The organism is Curtobacterium sp. MCLR17_034 (assembly GCF_003234485.1).
Lineage (GTDB): Bacteria > Actinomycetota > Actinomycetes > Actinomycetales > Microbacteriaceae > Curtobacterium > Curtobacterium flaccumfaciens.
Window position 1 is genome coordinate 1 of sequence record NZ_QKTH01000002.1, and the last position, 15,515, is coordinate 15,515.

Annotated in this window: 19 protein-coding genes; 14 read left to right on the forward strand and 5 right to left on the reverse strand. The window is 69.8% G+C overall.

Annotation, left to right across the window (positions count from 1 at the left end):
• Positions 1 to 1,235: dihydrolipoamide acetyltransferase family protein (locus DEI98_RS02525; protein ID WP_258370718.1), on the forward strand; the 1,235-nt coding region annotated here is incomplete at its 5' end.
• Positions 1,236 to 1,375: 140 nt separating this feature from the next.
• Positions 1,376 to 1,957: a GNAT family N-acetyltransferase gene (locus DEI98_RS02530; protein WP_181437900.1), complete on the forward strand. Its 582-nt coding sequence runs from the start codon at positions 1,376 to 1,378 to the stop codon at positions 1,955 to 1,957.
• A gap of 4 nt (positions 1,958 to 1,961) precedes the next feature.
• Here DEI98_RS02530 and DEI98_RS02535 read toward each other — a convergent pair whose 3' ends face one another.
• From DEI98_RS02535 to DEI98_RS02545, 3 genes are all read right to left on the reverse strand, one after another.
• Positions 1,962 to 2,543, reverse strand: coding sequence for an ABC transporter ATP-binding protein (locus DEI98_RS02535; protein WP_220037054.1), 582 nt, complete (start codon positions 2,541 to 2,543; stop codon positions 1,962 to 1,964).
• Between the two features lie 53 nt (positions 2,544 to 2,596).
• Positions 2,597 to 4,624: a hypothetical protein gene (locus tag DEI98_RS02540; protein WP_111099808.1), complete on the reverse strand. Its 2,028-nt coding sequence runs from the start codon at positions 4,622 to 4,624 to the stop codon at positions 2,597 to 2,599.
• Positions 4,625 to 4,686: 62 nt separating this feature from the next.
• Positions 4,687 to 5,079: a lactococcin 972 family bacteriocin gene (locus DEI98_RS02545; protein WP_111099809.1), complete on the reverse strand. Its 393-nt coding sequence runs from the start codon at positions 5,077 to 5,079 to the stop codon at positions 4,687 to 4,689.
• Between the two features lie 206 nt (positions 5,080 to 5,285).
• Here DEI98_RS02545 and DEI98_RS02550 point away from each other — a divergent pair, with 206 nt between their 5' ends.
• Complete coding sequence (locus DEI98_RS02550) at positions 5,286 to 6,020, forward strand: GntR family transcriptional regulator (protein WP_017886466.1); 735 nt, start codon at positions 5,286 to 5,288, stop codon at positions 6,018 to 6,020.
• A gap of 78 nt (positions 6,021 to 6,098) precedes the next feature.
• Here the strand turns inward: DEI98_RS02550 and DEI98_RS02555 are convergent, their stop codons facing one another.
• Both DEI98_RS02555 and DEI98_RS02560 read right to left on the reverse strand, forming a co-directional pair.
• On the reverse strand, positions 6,099 to 6,551 hold the full coding sequence (locus DEI98_RS02555; protein ID WP_111099810.1) for a glucose PTS transporter subunit IIA: 453 nt from the start codon (positions 6,549 to 6,551) through the stop codon (positions 6,099 to 6,101).
• The gene (locus DEI98_RS02560; protein WP_017886464.1) at positions 6,548 to 6,784 is read right to left on the reverse strand and encodes a PTS transporter subunit EIIB; all 237 of its coding nucleotides are present in this window, start codon (positions 6,782 to 6,784) and stop codon (positions 6,548 to 6,550) included. Before DEI98_RS02560 ends, DEI98_RS02555 begins: the two co-directional genes overlap by 4 nt.
• Before the next feature lie 178 nt (positions 6,785 to 6,962).
• On the opposite strand from DEI98_RS02560, the gene DEI98_RS02565 reads away from it, so the two are divergent.
• The 11 genes from DEI98_RS02565 to DEI98_RS02615 all read left to right on the forward strand — a co-directional run bounded on the left by DEI98_RS02565 (position 6,963) and on the right by DEI98_RS02615 (position 15,513).
• Positions 6,963 to 8,231 (forward strand): PTS transporter subunit EIIC, encoded by a 1,269-nt coding sequence (locus DEI98_RS02565; protein ID WP_110858671.1) that lies wholly within the window; start codon positions 6,963 to 6,965, stop codon positions 8,229 to 8,231.
• A 129-nt stretch (positions 8,232 to 8,360) separates the two neighbouring features.
• Positions 8,361 to 9,272 carry a metal ABC transporter solute-binding protein, Zn/Mn family gene (locus tag DEI98_RS02570; protein WP_111039737.1) on the forward strand — a complete coding sequence of 304 codons (912 nt, stop codon included), beginning with the start codon at positions 8,361 to 8,363 and terminating at the stop codon, positions 9,270 to 9,272.
• A gap of 47 nt (positions 9,273 to 9,319) precedes the next feature.
• Entirely contained in the window at positions 9,320 to 10,165 is an 846-nt protein-coding gene (locus DEI98_RS02575; RefSeq protein ID WP_111100054.1) for a metal ABC transporter ATP-binding protein, read from the forward strand.
• Positions 10,165 to 11,103: a metal ABC transporter permease gene (locus DEI98_RS02580; RefSeq protein WP_111099811.1), complete on the forward strand. Its 939-nt coding sequence runs from the start codon at positions 10,165 to 10,167 to the stop codon at positions 11,101 to 11,103. Before DEI98_RS02575 ends, DEI98_RS02580 begins: the two co-directional genes overlap by 1 nt.
• Positions 11,100 to 11,525: a Fur family transcriptional regulator gene (locus DEI98_RS02585; RefSeq protein ID WP_111099812.1), complete on the forward strand. Its 426-nt coding sequence runs from the start codon at positions 11,100 to 11,102 to the stop codon at positions 11,523 to 11,525. The genes DEI98_RS02580 and DEI98_RS02585 overlap by 4 nt, the downstream gene beginning before the upstream one ends.
• Before the next feature lie 10 nt (positions 11,526 to 11,535).
• Positions 11,536 to 12,231, forward strand: coding sequence for an alpha/beta fold hydrolase (locus DEI98_RS02590; RefSeq protein ID WP_111099813.1), 696 nt, complete (start codon positions 11,536 to 11,538; stop codon positions 12,229 to 12,231).
• A gap of 124 nt (positions 12,232 to 12,355) precedes the next feature.
• The gene (locus tag DEI98_RS02595) at positions 12,356 to 13,837 is read left to right on the forward strand and encodes a lipase maturation factor family protein (RefSeq protein WP_111099814.1); all 1,482 of its coding nucleotides are present in this window, start codon (positions 12,356 to 12,358) and stop codon (positions 13,835 to 13,837) included.
• Positions 13,838 to 14,220: 383 nt separating this feature from the next.
• On the forward strand, positions 14,221 to 14,457 hold the full coding sequence (gene rpmB / locus DEI98_RS02600; RefSeq protein WP_027464952.1) for a 50S ribosomal protein L28: 237 nt from the start codon (positions 14,221 to 14,223) through the stop codon (positions 14,455 to 14,457).
• Positions 14,457 to 14,627, forward strand: a complete 171-nt coding sequence (gene rpmG, locus DEI98_RS02605; RefSeq protein WP_017886456.1) for a 50S ribosomal protein L33 — start codon at positions 14,457 to 14,459, stop codon at positions 14,625 to 14,627. The genes rpmB and rpmG overlap by 1 nt, the downstream gene beginning before the upstream one ends.
• A gap of 2 nt (positions 14,628 to 14,629) precedes the next feature.
• Entirely contained in the window at positions 14,630 to 14,935 is a 306-nt protein-coding gene (gene rpsN, locus DEI98_RS02610) for a 30S ribosomal protein S14 (RefSeq protein WP_017886455.1), read from the forward strand.
• 290 nt (positions 14,936 to 15,225) lie between these two features.
• Positions 15,226 to 15,513 carry an HU family DNA-binding protein gene (locus DEI98_RS02615; RefSeq protein WP_017886454.1) on the forward strand — a complete coding sequence of 96 codons (288 nt, stop codon included), beginning with the start codon at positions 15,226 to 15,228 and terminating at the stop codon, positions 15,511 to 15,513.
• Positions 15,514 to 15,515 lie beyond the last annotated feature (2 nt).

A 15,515-nucleotide genomic window follows, 5' to 3' on the forward strand; every position in this document is an offset into this window, starting at 1 on the left:
CGTCGGCCCCGGTCGCGCAGACCCCGCCCGCTCCGGCGCGCGCTGCTGCCCCCGCTCCGGTCGCAGCGGCGCCGGCCCCCGCTGCTGCCCCCGCACCGGCGGCGCCGGTCCAGCCGGTCGCGGTCGACGCCACCGTCCAGGGCACGGACGAGTCCTCCGGTGCCGTCCTCGTCGGCTACGGCTCGGCGACCTCGTCGCCCTCCCGTCGCAAGCCGGGCGCCCGCCGGGCGGCAGCGCTCGCGGCGGAGGCGAGCCGCGCCTCCAGTGTGGACACCGCCGCGGCTGCCGAAGCCTCCGTCGACCCGGGCGAGGAGAGCACCGCCGAGGCGATCAGCGCGCTCGGCACGGGCTCCGCGCACAAGCAGAGCACCGCGACCAACGTGCTGGCGAAGCCGCCGATCCGGAAGCTCGCGAAGGACCTCGGCGTCGAACTGACCGAGATCGTCGCGACCGGTCTGGCCGGCGAGGTCACCCGCGACGACGTCATCCGGCACGCGAAGCAGGCGAGCGTCTTCCGGAACATCGAGACGCCCGAGTGGGGCGAGGTCCGCAGCGAGACGATCCCGGTCAAGGGCGTCCGCAAGGCCATCGCGACCGCGATGACCACGTCCGCGTTCACGGCACCGCACGTGTCGCTGTTCGTCGACGTCGACGCGACCCACACGATGGAGTTCGTCAAGCGGCTCAAGGCCTCGCCGACGTTCGCCGGCGTCAAGGTCTCACCGCTGCTCATCGTCGCAAAGGCCGTCATCTGGGCCGTCCGCCGGAACCGTTCGGTGAACTCGACCTGGACCGACCGCGAGATCATCGTCCACCACTTCGTGAACCTCGGCATCGCCGCGGCGACCCCGCGCGGGCTCATCGTGCCGAACATCAAGGACGCGCAGGACATGTCGCTGCTCGAGCTGGCACAGGCGCTCGAGGAGCTCACCCTGACCGCCCGCGACGGCAAGACCACGCCGAAGCAGATGGCGAACGGCACGGTGTCGATCACGAACATCGGTGTGTTCGGCATGGACACCGGGACCCCGATCCTCAACCCGGGAGAGGTCGCGATCGTCGCCATGGGCACGATCAAGCCGAAGCCGTGGGTCGTCGACGGCGAGGTCCGCTCGCGCATGGTGACCACCATCGGTGCGTCGTTCGACCACCGCGTCGTCGACGGTGACGTGGCGTCCCGCTTCGTGCACGACGTCGCCTCGGTGCTCGAGGAGCCCGCGCTCCTGCTCGACTGAGCGCCGGTCGTTCCGCTTCGTGAGCAGAAATGGTCGGGTTGCTTCGAGCCACTCGACCATTCCTGCTCACCATCTGCGGGCTTCCGCAAACGTCGCGTGGTGTTCACACGGATGTCGGGGGTCGGCGGCATGATCGGTGCATGGTCCACCAGCTCCTGACCCCCTCGCAGGAGATCCGAACGGATCGCCTCCTGCTCACCCCGCTGACCCCGGCCGACATCGACGACGTGCACGCGCTCTTCTCGGACGCCCGCACGTGGCAGCACCTGCCCACGGGTCGGCACGTGGCGCGGAGCTCGAGCGTGGACATGGTGCAGCGCAAGATCGGCGGTCGTGCACGCCACGGCCTCGGGTCCTGGGCGGTCCGGAGCGCCTCCGACCACGCCTTCGTCGGTGTGGGCGGGGTCGACATGACCGCCGGTGGGGTCTGGAACCTCGGCTACCGTCTGGCGCCCGCGGCATGGGGGCAGGGCTTCGCGTCCGAGATCGCCCTCGCTGCCGTGCGTGCCGCCGCCGACACCGCTCCGGACGTCCCGGTGACCGGCCGGGTGCTCACGAACAACCCTGCTTCTGCAGCCGTGCTGCGTCGTGCGGGGCTGTCGCTGGTGTGGCAGGGGGCTCCCTCAGCGCAGAACCGTGCGGCCGCCGGCGTCGAGGGGCAGGTCTGGACCGATCGGCTGCTCTCCGACGAGCAGTTCGCCTGGCTCGTCGCCAACGCCTGACCCGTCAGCCAGCGGGTCCGCTGAGCGTGATGCTCCGTGCGGCGCGCGCTTCGACCGATGACGAGTGTGTCGCGATCAGGACGGCCGCTCCGCCAGCCGCCAGCTCGCCCAGCAGGTCGAGCACCATCGCCGCGTTGTCGTCGTCGAGGGCACTCGTCGGTTCATCGGCGAGGATGACCGACGGACGCTTCACCAGGAGCCGCGCCATCGCGACCCGTTGCTGCTCGCCGCCGCTGAGTTCGTGGACGCGGTCCGTTCCGCGTCCAGCCAGACCGACACGGTCGAGGGCCTCGCCCGTCCGGATGCCTTGGTGTCTCCGCCGTCCGTCCGGCAGGCGAACCACGTCGACGTTCGACTGGACCGTCATGTCGGGTACCAACCCGAAGTCCTGGAACAGGTACCCGAGGTGGCGCCGCCGGATCAGTCGTGCCCGCCGCCCGTTCGAGCCCGCCGACTCTCCGTTGATCCGGATCGTGCCGCCGTCGAGCGCATCGACGTGCCCGACACAGTCGAGCAGCGTCGACTTCCCGCAGCCGCTCGGCCCGACCAAGCCGACGATCTCTCCGCCTGCCACCTCGAACGTCAAGTCGTGCCACAGTGCACGGCCTCCGCGACGCTTCGATGCGTTCCGTACCTCGATCATCGTGATCCGTTCCCTCGGTTGCGTGCAGTGCTCCGTGCCGTGACGGCCATGACGACGAGGCTGGTGGCGCTCACCGCCGCGAGCGTCACGAGCGCGAGCGCCCCGGCGACTCCGGCCGACTGCGCGACCGGGTCGAGTGCCGATCTGAGCCCGCTTCCGTCCGGGCGTTGCGACCACCAGGTGTTGACGACGGCGATGACGGCGATCGAGACCAGACCGGCTTCGATCGTCAGCAGGCCAGCATCGGTGCGGACGGGCGAGACGCCACTGGTGAACTTCGCGAACAGCGCACGGCCGTGACGGCGTCGGTGCGCGATCGTGGCGACCATCCCGAGCATGACGCTGACGGCGAGGGTGCTGACCAGGGTGCCCGTCCCGATCGCCACGGTCGTCGCTGCGTGCCGTGCCTGTTCCGCCGCAGACTGACCCACCGCGACGACCGCGCTGAACTCGTCGCGGAGGCCCGACGCGCCGATCGACCGCTCAGCGGCAGCACGGGACGTGAAGACGACGTCTCCGGTCGACAACCACGATCCGAGTTCATCGGCCGAGAAGACGTCGACCGGCGTGGAGACGACCACGATCACGGCGTCGTCGAGCCACGCGCGCGACGACGTGTCGTCCGGGTACGAGTAGACCTGCTGGCGGGCCAGCGTGCCGCCGGTGACGTGCTCGAGGAGGGCGTCGGGTGCACCCCGCAACTGCCAGTCGGTCAGACCCTCGACGAGCCGATCGCGGGAGAGCTCACTGTCGGCAGGCATCCACACGGCGATCCCCGCGCCGTCGGTGGTGATGCGGGCCCCGTCCGCGGAACGGACGTCCTGCAGGTCGAGGTAGCCCTGGTCGACGACGAGCGCAGGAACCGTCGATTTTCCTCGGCCACTCGACACCTCGACCGCGGCGGAGAGGAACGCATCATGCCGCTCGAGCGCCCCACCGGCGAAATCGCCGATGCGGTCCCAGTAGGCCTGCTCCTCGACCGGGCGGGGATCAGGGGTGACCCAGAGCTGGACGATTTCGCCGGCCGCCCGAAGATCCCGTTCTGCCGTTCCCTGTCGCGCGGTGGTCACCGCCCCGGTCAGTTCGAAGACGGCCGCGACGAGCAACAGCAGCGCGGGCACCCGTGCGATCTGTGCGACGAGCAGGAGCGCGCCCGCTGGTCGAGCGCCCCGCAGTGCGCCGGCCAACGGCTGCCGGCACGCGACCACCGTGCCGATCGTGTGCGCGACGACGACCGGTACGAGCAGCCCCACGCAGAACACCGAGATCGCGGCGGCGAGGGTCGCTGCCGAAGCGAGCCCGTTGTAGAACCAGAGCCCGATGGCGGCGACGGGTGCTCCGATGGCGGTGACGAGCACGGCGGTCCGGAGCTCAGCCAGCTCCTGGATGACGATGGCGGTTGTGGTGTCTCCGTGCAGTCGGCGGACTGCGCTGCGGCGAGGGGCCCCGACGGTCGTCATCAGGCAGAGCGCCACGCATCCCGAGACGAGTGCTCCGACCAGGGCCAGGGTCTGATCCAAGCCGTCGGTGACGCCGATGCGTTGCAGGAGCGGCACGCGCTCCACGCTGACCTCGTACCCGGCGTCTGCCAGTGCGCCCACGACGGCTCGCCGAGCCTCGTCGTCCCCGAAGACCGAGTACGAGCCGGTCGGGTCGAACTGGTCGAGTTCCGACATCGGACGGACGGTGGTGACCATCGACCTCGTGAAGTCCTCGTACCCGTCGAGGAGCCAGCCGGCACCGCGGCTCGAGGGCGCGTCGGTGACGAGCGCGACGCGGCGCGTCGTCGGAGCTGCGCGGTCCGCCACCACCCGCGCGATCGTCGCGTGCTCGGCCTCGGCGACCTGCTCCAGTGCGATCGCGACCCGCTGGTTCGATCCGGTCTCAGCACCGGCGGTAGCGGTCACCACGGACGAGGCGCCCACGATGCCGGCTTCGCTGACCTGCACCAGGCCGACGAAACCCAGGACGGCAGCCAGGAGCGGCGGGACGAGGTAGGCGAGCGCCACCGATCGGATGTTCATGGTCCCCCTTGCGGCGAGCGTGAGCCGGAGCGGACGGTCGCTCGCACCGCCCGCTCCCGGTCTCAGCAGTTGTGGTAGTACGCCTTGTTGCCGCTGCGCGCCTTCGGTGTCATCGCCATCGCGTACCGGCCGCCTGGCACGTTCGTGACGCGCTTCGACTTCTTGCCGACCGCAGTCGCGCCGTGGCACCGCTTCTCGCGGAAGTAGTTCGACCAGGTGTCGTCCTTGCCGACGCCCCATTGCCAGAAGCTCCCACCCCCGCCGTCGTTGTTGGTGCCGATGCCGCTGGTCTCACCGCTCGCACTTGCACCGGAAGCAGCGACGGTCACTCCGCCGGCTTCCGACCCTGATCCCATGACCTCGAACTGCGCAGCTGATGCCGCCGTCGCAGTGCCCGTGATCAGGCCGACGGTGAGACTGAGGCCGACGAGCATCTTCGTTCTGGACTTGTGCATGACTGTTTCCTCCCATGTGCCCCCCGATGAGGCTCGACCGATCGTGGCAGCGGCGCAGCACTGATGTCAAGAATGTGGAATGCATGTATCACCGAGTCCGAGACGCCCGACGTTGGTCTTCCCGGCCTGACTCGCTACTGTGATGGGAACTGGTCATGTCCGCGCATGACCACCGCCCAGGACCAGCAACGGAGCACGAGGGACGCATGACGAGCCGCATCACCGAGGGTGCCGAACCGAAGCACCAGCAGCTGCGGCGCATCCTGCTCGACCTCGTCACCACGCGACTGGCTCCCGGCGCTGCGATCCCGTCCGAACGTCAGCTCATCGCCGAGTACGGCGTCTCGCGGATCACCGTGCGTGAAGCACTCGGGCAGCTGGTCAACGAGGGCTACCTGGAGCGCGTCCGCGGCAAGGGCACCTTCGTCGCGCACCGGCCCGTGCAGTCGACGCTGCACCTCGCCTCGTTCACCGAGGAGATGCGGGCGATGGGGCACGAGCCGACCACCGTGGTGCTCGTGCGCGAAGAGCGGGTACCGCCGGCCGACACCGCCGCAGCCCTGCGGATCGACCCGGACGTGCCCGCCTTCCACGTGAAGCGCCTGCGGATGGCCGATGGTGCCCCGGTGTCGATCGACGACGCCTGGCTCGTGGCCGACGCGTTCCCGGGTCTGCTCGACCACGACCTGTCGGGGTCGGTGTACTCGATCATTGCCACGGAGTACGGCACCCCGATCGACCGCGCGCAGCAGACCGTCGCGGCGAACCCGGCGGCCGACGACGTCGCGACGTTGCTCGGGACGAAGACCGGAGCGCCGGTCCTCGAGTTCGACCGGGTGTCGTACGCGGGGGAACGACCCGTGGAGCACACCCGCAGCTGGTACCGATCGGATCGCTACCGCGTGCAGATGGAGGTCACCGCGACCCCCGCGGTCGCGTAGTCCGGCCAGCAACGCGAAAGCGACCGTGCGCCGCGGGTGTTCCGCAGTACACAGTCGCTCTCGAAGGGGGAAGTGGCCCTAGACCTCGAAGAGGGTGTCGCCGTCGAGCACCGTGGTGCCGACCGTCCCCTGGTCGACGCTGTCCGGCGTTGAACCGAGCACCACGACCGGGCAGATCGGCGAGTAGCCGGCTGCTGAGATGACCGAGGGGGTGAACCGGACGACGGGGTCACCGGCGGTGACGGTGTCGCCCTCGGTCGCGAGGAGCTCGAAGCCCTCGCCGGAGAGCTTCACGGTGTCGATGCCGACGTGCACCAGGACGTCGGTGCCAGCGGCGCCCTGCAGGGCGAACGCGTGCGGGTGCAGCTTGACGATGATGCCGTCGACCGGGGCCACCGCGGTGATCGCACCCTCGACGCCCGTGGGATCGACCGCGACGCCCGCGCCGACCAGCTGCCCGGCGAACACCGGGTCGGGCACGTCGGCGAGGGCGACGACCGGGCCGCCGAACGGGGTGCGGACGACGGTCACAGTTCGTCCTGGATGTCCTGGGCGAGGTTGTCGGCGACCGTGCCGACGATGACCTGCCAGCCGGTGCCACCACCGACGACGGCCTGGGCCCCGGCGGCCTGCAGGGCGGCCTTGTCGACCAGGTCCCCGTCCTCGACCTCGACGCGGAGGCGCGTGATGCAGCCCTCGACCTCTTCGATGTTCTCGGCACCGCCGAGTGCGGCGATGATGTCGGCTGCCTTGATGTCGGCCATCGTTTCCTCCTCGTTAAGGGTTTGCGTCGCAGGTTGACACCGGACCGCTCGCGGATCAGACTACGGAACTGGTCATGACCGGACAGGACCGGACCTGGCGACACCGCCGAGGTTACCTGCGCTGGCTGCACGACTCAACTCACCCCGACAGCTCCACCCAATGACGAGAGGACCTCCGATGAGCGCCACCACTGCCACGGATGTGCCGGAGAAGAAGCCGAAGAAGAAGCAGTCCAGGTTCTTCGCGAACGCCCAGCGACTCGGACGGAGCCTGCTCCTGCCGATCGCGGTCATGCCTGCCGCGGGCATCCTGCTCCGCCTCGGCCAGTCCGACATGCTCGGTGCGATCCCCGGCTTCGAGCAGGGCGCGACCATCATCGCGGCCGCCGGACAGGCCGTGTTCACATGGCTTCCGCTGCTCTTCGCGGTCGGCATCGCGATCGGCTGGGCCAAGAAGTCCGACGGCACGACCGCGCTCGCGGCCGTCGTCGGCTACATGGTCATGTACCAGGTGTTCGCCGCCATGTCGCCGATCGTGCTCGACGGGGTGAAGGACGCCGCCGGCAACCCTGCCACCATCAACTTCGGTGTCCTCGGCGGCATCGTGATGGGTCTCGTCTCCGCCGTGCTGTGGGAGAAGTTCCACCGCACGAAGATGCCCGACTTCCTCGGGTTCTTCTCGGGTCGCCGTCTGGTGCCGATCATGACCGCAGCCGCCGGTCTCGTGATCGCGGTCCTGATGTCCTTCGTGTACCGCTACTTCGACATCGCGCTCACCGCAGCCGGTCAGGCCGTCGCGGACAACGCCGTCATCGGTGGTGGCATCTTCGGGTTCGCGAACCGCATGCTCATCCCCGTCGGCCTGCACCAGCTGCTCAACTTCTTCCCGTGGTTCCAGCTCGGCAGCTTCACCGGCGCGGACGGCCTCGCCGTGCACGGCGACGTGAACCGGTTCCTCGCTGGCGACCCGACGGCCGGCACGTTCATGACCGGCTTCTTCCCGATCATGATGTTCGCGCTGCCCGCCGGTGCCCTCGCGATCTGGCGCAACGCGAAGCCGCAGAACCGCAAGCTCGTCGGCGGCATCATGCTCTCCGCCGCACTGACCTCGTTCGTGACCGGCATCACCGAGCCGCTCGAGTACTCGTTCATGTTCGTGGCGTTCCCGCTGTACGTCATCCACGCGGTGCTCACCGGTACCTCGCTGGCCCTGGTGAACGCCCTCGGGATCCATGACGGGTTCTCGTTCTCGGCCGGTGCGATCGACTACGTGCTGAACTTCGGCAAGGCGGACGGGGCGATCTGGCTCATCCCGATCGGCCTCGGCTACGCGGTCGTCTACTACTTCCTGTTCAGTTTCGTGATCAAGAAGTGGAACCTCCGCACGCCCGGGCGTGAAGAGGACACGATCGCCGAGAACACGATCGACGCGGCCACCAAGCCGTAGACGCGAGCGTCTCCACGGACGGGAGGCCCGGTGCCAGCTGGCACCGGGCCTCCCGTCCGTCTCCGGGTCGCGCTGAGAGCCCTCATAGCGGTTTTGACAATCGTTATCAGTAGGCGTTAGCGTCGTGCCATGCACAACCGCCTCCTCGCCCTCCCGCTCGTCGCCGGCGCCGCCGCGCTCGCCCTGACCGGGTGCGCCACCTCGTCCGCCTCGGGGGAGGCCAGCGGTGACGGCACGGTCAACGTCGTCGCCTCCACCAACGTCTACGGCTCGATCGTCAAGACCATCGGTGGCGACGCCGTCACCGTGACGAGCATCCTGAGCGACCCGTCGCAGGACCCGCACTCGTTCGAGTCGAGCGCCCGCACGCAGCTCTCCGTGTCGAAGGCCGACCTGCTCATCGAGAACGGTGGCGGGTACGACGACTTCATGACGACGCTCGCGAACGCCTCGGACACCAAGGCGGACACGATCAACGTCGTGAAGCTCTCCGGCCTCGACAAGGGCGGCAGCGCCGAGTTCAACGAGCACGTCTTCTACAGCTACCCGACGATGGTGAAGCTGGTCGAGGCGGTCACGAAGGACCTCAGCGCGCTCGACGAGAGCGGCAAGGACGCCTTCGAGAAGAACGCCGCAACGCTCACCACCAAGCTCGAGGACCTCGAGTCCCAGACCGACGCCGTCAAGAAGCAGGACTCCGGCGACAAGGTTGCGTACACGGAGCCGGTGCCCGGGTACCTGTTCGACGCGATGGGACTCGAGAACGAGACCCCGCCGGACTTCTCCGAGGCCATCGAGGAAGGCGACGACGTCCCGCCGGCGGCCCTCCGCGACACCCTCGCGCTGTTCACCGGCAAGCGCGTGCAGCTCCTCGCCTACAACAACCAGGCGTCCAGCCCCGAGACCGAGCAGGTCCAGAAGGCGGCCGAGCAGAACGACATCCCCGTCGTCGGTGTCACGGAGACGCTCCCCAAGGGGCAGGATTACGTCTCGTGGCAGCAGGCGAACATCGACGCGGTGAAGGCAGCGCTCCAGAAGTGACGACCTCGACCGCAGCAGCGGCGACCCCCAGCCCGGCGACCACCACGGTGGACGACCGGGCTGCAGGTCGTCCGGTCCTCGCGCTCCGCGACGCCGGGTTGTCCTACGGCGCCCGGAAGCTCTGGGCAGGCCTCGACCTCGACCTCGCGCCGGGGGAGTTCGTCGCGGTCCTCGGCCCGAACGGCGCCGGCAAGACCTCACTGCTCCGAACCGTCCTCGGGCAGCAGCGGCTCACGAGCGGCACGATGTCGTTCCTCGGGCAGCCGGTGCACCGCGGCCACCGGAAGATCGGCTACATCCCGCAGCAGCGCCTGATGGAGGCGGGGACGCCCCTGCGCGCGCGGGACATGATCGCCCAGGGCGTGACCGGGCACCGGTGGGGGATCCGACGGGCGTCGAAGGCCGACCGGATGCGCATCGACCGGGTCCTCGACGAGGTCGGCGCCACCGCCTTCGCGGACGCCCCCGTCGCCGAGCTCTCCGGCGGCGAGCAGCAGCGCACCCGCGTCGGGCAGGCCATCGCCGCCGACCCCGCACTGCTGCTGTGCGACGAACCCCTCATCTCGCTCGACCTGCGGCACCAGCGCGGGATCACCGAGCTCATCGACCGTGAGCGCCGACAGCGCGAGGCCGCCGTGCTCTTCGTGACGCACGACGTGAACCCGATCCTCGACGTGGTCGACCGGGTTCTCTACATCGCCGGGGGTCGGTTCCGGATCGGTTCCCCGGACGAAGTCCTGCGCGCCGACGTCCTGAGCGACCTGTACGGCACGCCCGTCGACGTCGTCCGCACCATGGGGCGCATCGTCATCGTCGGGGCGAACGAGGCCCACGAGCACCACCCGGGCGAGGTCGACCCGCACGTCGACCAGCCCGACGACGGGCGGATCTGATGGACGTGCTGTCGACCGTATTCTCGTTCCAGGACTACGGCCAGCTCCTCGTGCTCGTGCAGAACTCGATCTGGGCCGGCGCGGTGCTCGGCATCGTCGGTGGGCTCATCGGCCCGTTCGTCGTCGCCCGGAACATGCCGTTCGCCGTGCACGGCATCTCGGAGCTCTCGTTCGCCGGGGCCAGTGCCTCGCTGCTGCTCGGGGTGAACGTCGTGTCCGGCTCGCTCGTCGGGTCGGTCATCGCCGCCCTGCTCATCGGCCTGCTGGGCTCCAGGGCCCGGGAACGCAACTCGATCATCGCCGTCCTCATGCCATTCGGGCTCGGGCTCGGCATCCTCTGCCTGGCGCTCTACAAGGGCCGGGCCGCCAACAAGTTCGGGTTGCTCACCGGGCAGATCGTCTCGGTCGACAACCCGCAGCTGACGTTCCTGATCGTGGTCGCCGCGATCGTCGTGGCGACGCTGCTCGTCATCTGGCGACCGCTGATGTTCGCCTCGGTCGACCCCGACGTGGCTGCGGCCGCGGGGATCCCGGTGCGGACCCTCGCGATCGTGTTCATGCTCGTGCTCGGGCTGGCCACCGCCGTGTCGGTGCAGATCGTCGGTGCGTTGCTCGTGCTGTCCCTGCTCGTCACCCCGGCGGCCGCGGCCCTGCGCCTCAGCTCGCACCCGGTCGTCGTGCCGGTGCTGTCGACGGTGTTCGCGGTGGCGTCGGTCGTCGGTGGCATCCTGCTCGCACTGGGCGGTGGCCTGCCGATCAGCCCGTACGTGACGACGATCTCGTTCGCGATCTGGGTGGTCTGCCGGATCATCGGGTCGCGACGCGACAAGCGAGGACGCAACCGCGTCGCCGGCCGGAGCCAGCGTGGCTGGGGCGAGCCGGGCCTCCAGGCAGGGACGACGTCGACAGCCGGTCGGAAGGAAGAGGTGTCAGCATGAACGCCGTGCAGAAGACCAAGCGGAACACGTGGCAGCGCGAAGCGGTGCGCGGAGCCCTCGACTCGACCGAGGGGTTCGTCAGTGCGCAGGCGCTGCACCAGCACCTGCGGGACGAGGGATCGACCATCGGTCTGGCCACCGTCTACCGGGCGCTCGCCGACCTGGCCACCGAGGGTAATGCCGACTCGCTGCAGCAGGACGGCGAATCGCTGTACCGGGCGTGCACGACGGACGCGCACCACCACCACCTGATCTGCCGGAACTGCGGCAGGACCGTCGAGATCGAGGCGGACCCGGTGGAGCAGTGGGCGCAGGACGTCGCCGCCGCCAACGGGTTCACCAACGCCAGCCACGTCGTCGACATCTTCGGCGAGTGCGCCGTCTGCACGGCACCCCGCGCGACCGCCGCCACCGACGAGTAGCCTGCCCCGCATGCACGTCATCCTGGTCCCCGGGTTCTGGCTCGACGCGAGCGCGTGGGACGACGTCGCCCCGGTGCTCCGCGCGGCCGGGCACGCGGTGCAGGCGGTCACGCGCGACGGCGACACGCTCGACGAGCAGGTCGCCGCGTTGGTCGCGATCCTGGACGACGTCGCGTCGGCCGACGAACCCGTCGTGCTCGCCGGACACTCGGGTGCCGGGCCGATCGCGTACATGGCCGCCGACCAGCGCCCGTCGCTCGTCGCGCACCTGCTCTACGTCGACACGTTCCCGGGGCCCGAGGGCGGGTGCGTCAACGACGAGCTGCCCGTGGTCGACGGGGTCGTACCGCTGCCGTCATGGGACATCTGGGAACCCGCCACCGTCCGGGGCATGACGCCCGAGGTCCGGCAGGACGTCGAGCACCGGGCGATCCCCGAGCCCGCCTCGGTGCCGTCGGACCGGTTCCACTACGCCGACCCGGCACGGCACACGATCCCGGCGACGATCATCACCTGCGAGATCCCCGCCGCAGAGCTGCTGGCGATGGTGGCGGACCACCAGGCCTGGGCGGCGGAGCTCGTCGCGACCGAGGAACTCTCCATCGTCGGGCTCGAGACCGGCCACTGGCCGATGTTCACGGCGCCGCAGCAGCTCGGGGAGCTGATGGTGCAGGCGCTCGCGCCCAAGCCGACGCAGGCGCCGTAGGCCACACACGCCGTCGGCGACGCACGCCGTCGGCGACGCACGCCGTCGGCGACGCACGCCGTCGGCGACGCGTCGGGCATGACGCCGAGACGGACCGCAGCCCGCCCCGCGTAGCGTCCCGCCCGTGGACCTCGCAGCCTGGACGCAGTGGGCCGGCGCGTCCGACTACGACGTCGCCCGGTTCGTGCTGCAGCGCGGCGTCGCGGCGATCGCCTGCCTCGCCTTCCTGTCCGCCCTCGCCCAGTTCCCGGTGCTCGTCGGGGAACACGGCCTGCTCCCGGTGCCCCGGTTCATGGAGCGCCCGTACGCCCGCCGACTGCCGGTGGTCTGGCGGTGGTGGCGCTACACCGACCGACGGTTGCGGCTGCTCGCCGGCGGGGGAGCGGTGGTGTCCTTCGCCCTGGTCGCCGGTGTCCCGCAACGGGCCCCCTGGTGGGTGCCGATGCTGTGCTTCCTGCTGCTCTGGCTGGCATACCTGTCGATCTCCGACGTCGGACAGACCTTCTGGGCCTTCGGGTGGGAGTCCCTGCTGGTCGAGGCGCTGTTCACCGTCGCGTTCCTCGGCTCCGACGACGTCGCGCCGCCGATCGTCGTGCTCGTCGCGCTGCGCTGGCTGGTGTTCCGGCTCGAGTTCGGTGCCGGCATGATCAAGATGCGCGGAGACCGCTCCTGGCGTGACCTGACGGCGCTGTACTACCACCACGAGACGCAGCCGATGCCGAACCCGGTGTCGCGGACGGCCCACCTGCTGCCCCGCCCCGTGCACCGGTTCGAGACGCTCGGCAGCCACTTCGTGCAGCTGGTCGTACCGTTCTTCCTCTTCGCGCCGCAGCCCGTGGCGTCGACCGCCGCCGCCCTCGTCCTGCTCACCCAGCTCTGGTTGGTGGTCTCCGGCAACTTCGCCTGGCTGAACTGGATCACCCTCGTCCTGGCCTTCGCCGCGATCGACGACCGGTCGGTGGCGGCGGTGCTGCCCTGGCTGCACGACAGCGTCGAGGCCGGGCCGACCGCGACGCCGGTCTCCTTCGTCGCGGTGACGGTCGCCGTCGGGCTGCTGCTCGCCTGGTTGTCCTGGCCGGCCGCGAAGAACCTGGTGTCGCGGCGGCAGCTCATGAACGCCTCGTTCAACCGGTGGCACCTGGCGAACGCCTACGGTGCCTTCGGCAGCGTGACGCAGCAGCGCGACGAGGTCATCGTCGAGGGAACCCTGGCCGAGGACCCGTCCGACGAGGACTGGCAACCGTACGAGTTCCGCGGCAAGCCGGGCGACCCGAGGCGTCGGCCCGGGCAGTTCGCGCCGTACCACCTGCGGCTCGACTGGCTGATGTGGTTCCTGGCCCTCGGTGCCGACGACCGGTGGTTCCGGGTGTTCGTCGTGCGGCTGCTCGAGGCCGACCGGCCCACGCTGCGGCTGCTCGCCGACGACCCGTTCGACGGGGAACCGCCGCGCTGGGTCCGCGCACGGATGTTCCACTACCGGTTCGCCACCCGGGCGGAGCGGCGGGAGACGGGCCTGTACTGGATCCGGCGGGAGCGGTACCTGCTCATGGCACCGGTCGGGCTCCCGCGCGGTCGTGCCGCGGAGGGCGGTTCGTCCACTTCGTGAGCAGGAACGGTCGGGTCGAGGTGCCCGACCCGACCGTTCCTGCTCACGATCGCGGGCGGTGGGGGTGACCAACGGCGCCACGTGAGCGGGACGGTCGGCCGCCACGGGCCTCCAGACTGGAGGCGCGGCTTGCGACACGCCCGGTCCTCGCGTAACGTGGACCCCTGGTTCTCCGCGTCCGCGCGGCGGACCCGTTGTTCCAAGCCCTCCGACCGTCGCGAACGCCGCGGTCGCGCGGTGTCCGGCTCTCCTTCGACAGGGGATGCGGACCTGGGCGGTGCACACAACCCCCTCGCACGGCCACCCCGGTGGCAGTGCGCGTGTGCACCAGGCAAGTGAACTTGGGTGCGGCCGTCCGGTCGCACGGTACTCAGGAGGAAACCATGGCAGCAGTGTGCCAGGTGACCGGCGCCGTTCCCGGCTTCGGTCACAACATCTCGCACTCGCACCGCCGGACGAAGCGTCGCTTCGACCCGAACGTGCAGAAGAAGACGTACTACGTGCCCTCGCTTCGTCGTAACGTCACGCTCACGCTCAGCGCGAAGGGCATCAAGGTGATCGACGCACGTGGCATCGAGTCCGTCGTCAAGGATCTCCTCGCCCGTGGGGAGAAGATCTGATGGCGAAAAAGGGTCAGGACATCCGTCCGATCATCAAGCTCCGCTCGACGGCGGGCACCGGGTTCACCTACGTGACCAAGAAGAACCGTCGGAACAACCCCGACCGACTCGTGCTCAAGAAGTACGACCCGGTGATCCGCAAGCACGTCGACTTCCGTGAGGAGCGCTAAGCATGGCGAAGAAGAGCAAGATCGCGAAGAACAACCAGCGTGCCGTCATCATCGCGCGCTACGCCGAGCGTCGTCTCGAGCTGAAGAAGGCCCTCGTGGACCCGAACGGCACCGATGAGTCGCGTGAGGCCGCCCGCGTGGGCCTGCAGAAGCTGCCCCGCGACGCATCGCCCATCCGCTACCGCAACCGCGACGCCATCGACGGCCGCCCCCGTGGCCACCTCGGTGAGTTCGGCATCAGCCGTGTCCGTTTCCGTGACATGGCCCACCGCGGCGAGCTCCCCGGCATCACGAAGAGCTCCTGGTAAGCACTCGCAGTACACGACGCCCCGTCACCTCCTGGTGGCGGGGCGTTCGCTGTGTACGGGGTACATGCGAGCCGTCATTCGTCACATCTGCCCCTCCAGCACCCCCTCGGAGCCCCGACAACCCCGGAAATCCGGGCGAGTCGGCGGTTTTCACCCCCGGCGGCTGGTAGGTTCAACTCCGGTTCCGCCGGGCCCTCGGCCCACTGGCACCGTGGCACGGGGCACCCGCTCCGGGCGCCGGACGACACGTGCGTCCGACCGATACTGCAAGAAGTCCGAGGAGGACATCCATGGCTGACAAGTCACTGAACCGCACCGAGCTCGTCGCTGCCGTCGCCGCTGAGTCCGGCCAGAGCCAGGCCACCGTCAACGGCGTCGTCGACGCGCTCTTCAGCGTCGTCTCGTCGTCCGTCGCCGACGGCACGAAGGTCACGATCCCCGGTTGGATCGCCTTCGAGAAGACGCACCGCGCCGCCCGCACCGGCCGCAACCCGCAGACGGGTGACGCCATCGAGATCGCCGCGAGCGACTCGGTCAAGGTCAGCGCCGGCTCGAAGCTCAAGGCTGCGGTCAAGTAAGA

Excerpts from the sequence above, each read along its gene's own strand:
- DEI98_RS02530 (WP_181437900.1), top strand. The coding sequence starts at position 1,376 with ATGGTCCACCAGCTCCTGACCCCCTCGCAGGAGATCCGAACGGATCGC.
- DEI98_RS02540 (WP_111099808.1), bottom strand. The coding sequence starts at position 4,624 with ATGAACATCCGATCGGTGGCGCTCGCCTACCTCGTCCCGCCGCTCCTG.
- DEI98_RS02545 (WP_111099809.1), bottom strand. The coding sequence starts at position 5,079 with ATGCACAAGTCCAGAACGAAGATGCTCGTCGGCCTCAGTCTCACCGTC.
- DEI98_RS02550 (WP_017886466.1), top strand. The coding sequence starts at position 5,286 with ATGACGAGCCGCATCACCGAGGGTGCCGAACCGAAGCACCAGCAGCTG.
- DEI98_RS02560 (WP_017886464.1), bottom strand. The coding sequence starts at position 6,784 with ATGGCCGACATCAAGGCAGCCGACATCATCGCCGCACTCGGCGGTGCC.
- DEI98_RS02565 (WP_110858671.1), top strand. The coding sequence starts at position 6,963 with ATGAGCGCCACCACTGCCACGGATGTGCCGGAGAAGAAGCCGAAGAAG.
- DEI98_RS02570 (WP_111039737.1), top strand. The coding sequence starts at position 8,361 with ATGCACAACCGCCTCCTCGCCCTCCCGCTCGTCGCCGGCGCCGCCGCG.
- DEI98_RS02580 (WP_111099811.1), top strand. The coding sequence starts at position 10,165 with ATGGACGTGCTGTCGACCGTATTCTCGTTCCAGGACTACGGCCAGCTC.
- DEI98_RS02585 (WP_111099812.1), top strand. The coding sequence starts at position 11,100 with ATGAACGCCGTGCAGAAGACCAAGCGGAACACGTGGCAGCGCGAAGCG.
- DEI98_RS02590 (WP_111099813.1), top strand. The coding sequence starts at position 11,536 with ATGCACGTCATCCTGGTCCCCGGGTTCTGGCTCGACGCGAGCGCGTGG.
- rpmB (WP_027464952.1), top strand. The coding sequence starts at position 14,221 with ATGGCAGCAGTGTGCCAGGTGACCGGCGCCGTTCCCGGCTTCGGTCAC.
- rpmG (WP_017886456.1), top strand. The coding sequence starts at position 14,457 with ATGGCGAAAAAGGGTCAGGACATCCGTCCGATCATCAAGCTCCGCTCG.
- rpsN (WP_017886455.1), top strand. The coding sequence starts at position 14,630 with ATGGCGAAGAAGAGCAAGATCGCGAAGAACAACCAGCGTGCCGTCATC.
- DEI98_RS02615 (WP_017886454.1), top strand. The coding sequence starts at position 15,226 with ATGGCTGACAAGTCACTGAACCGCACCGAGCTCGTCGCTGCCGTCGCC.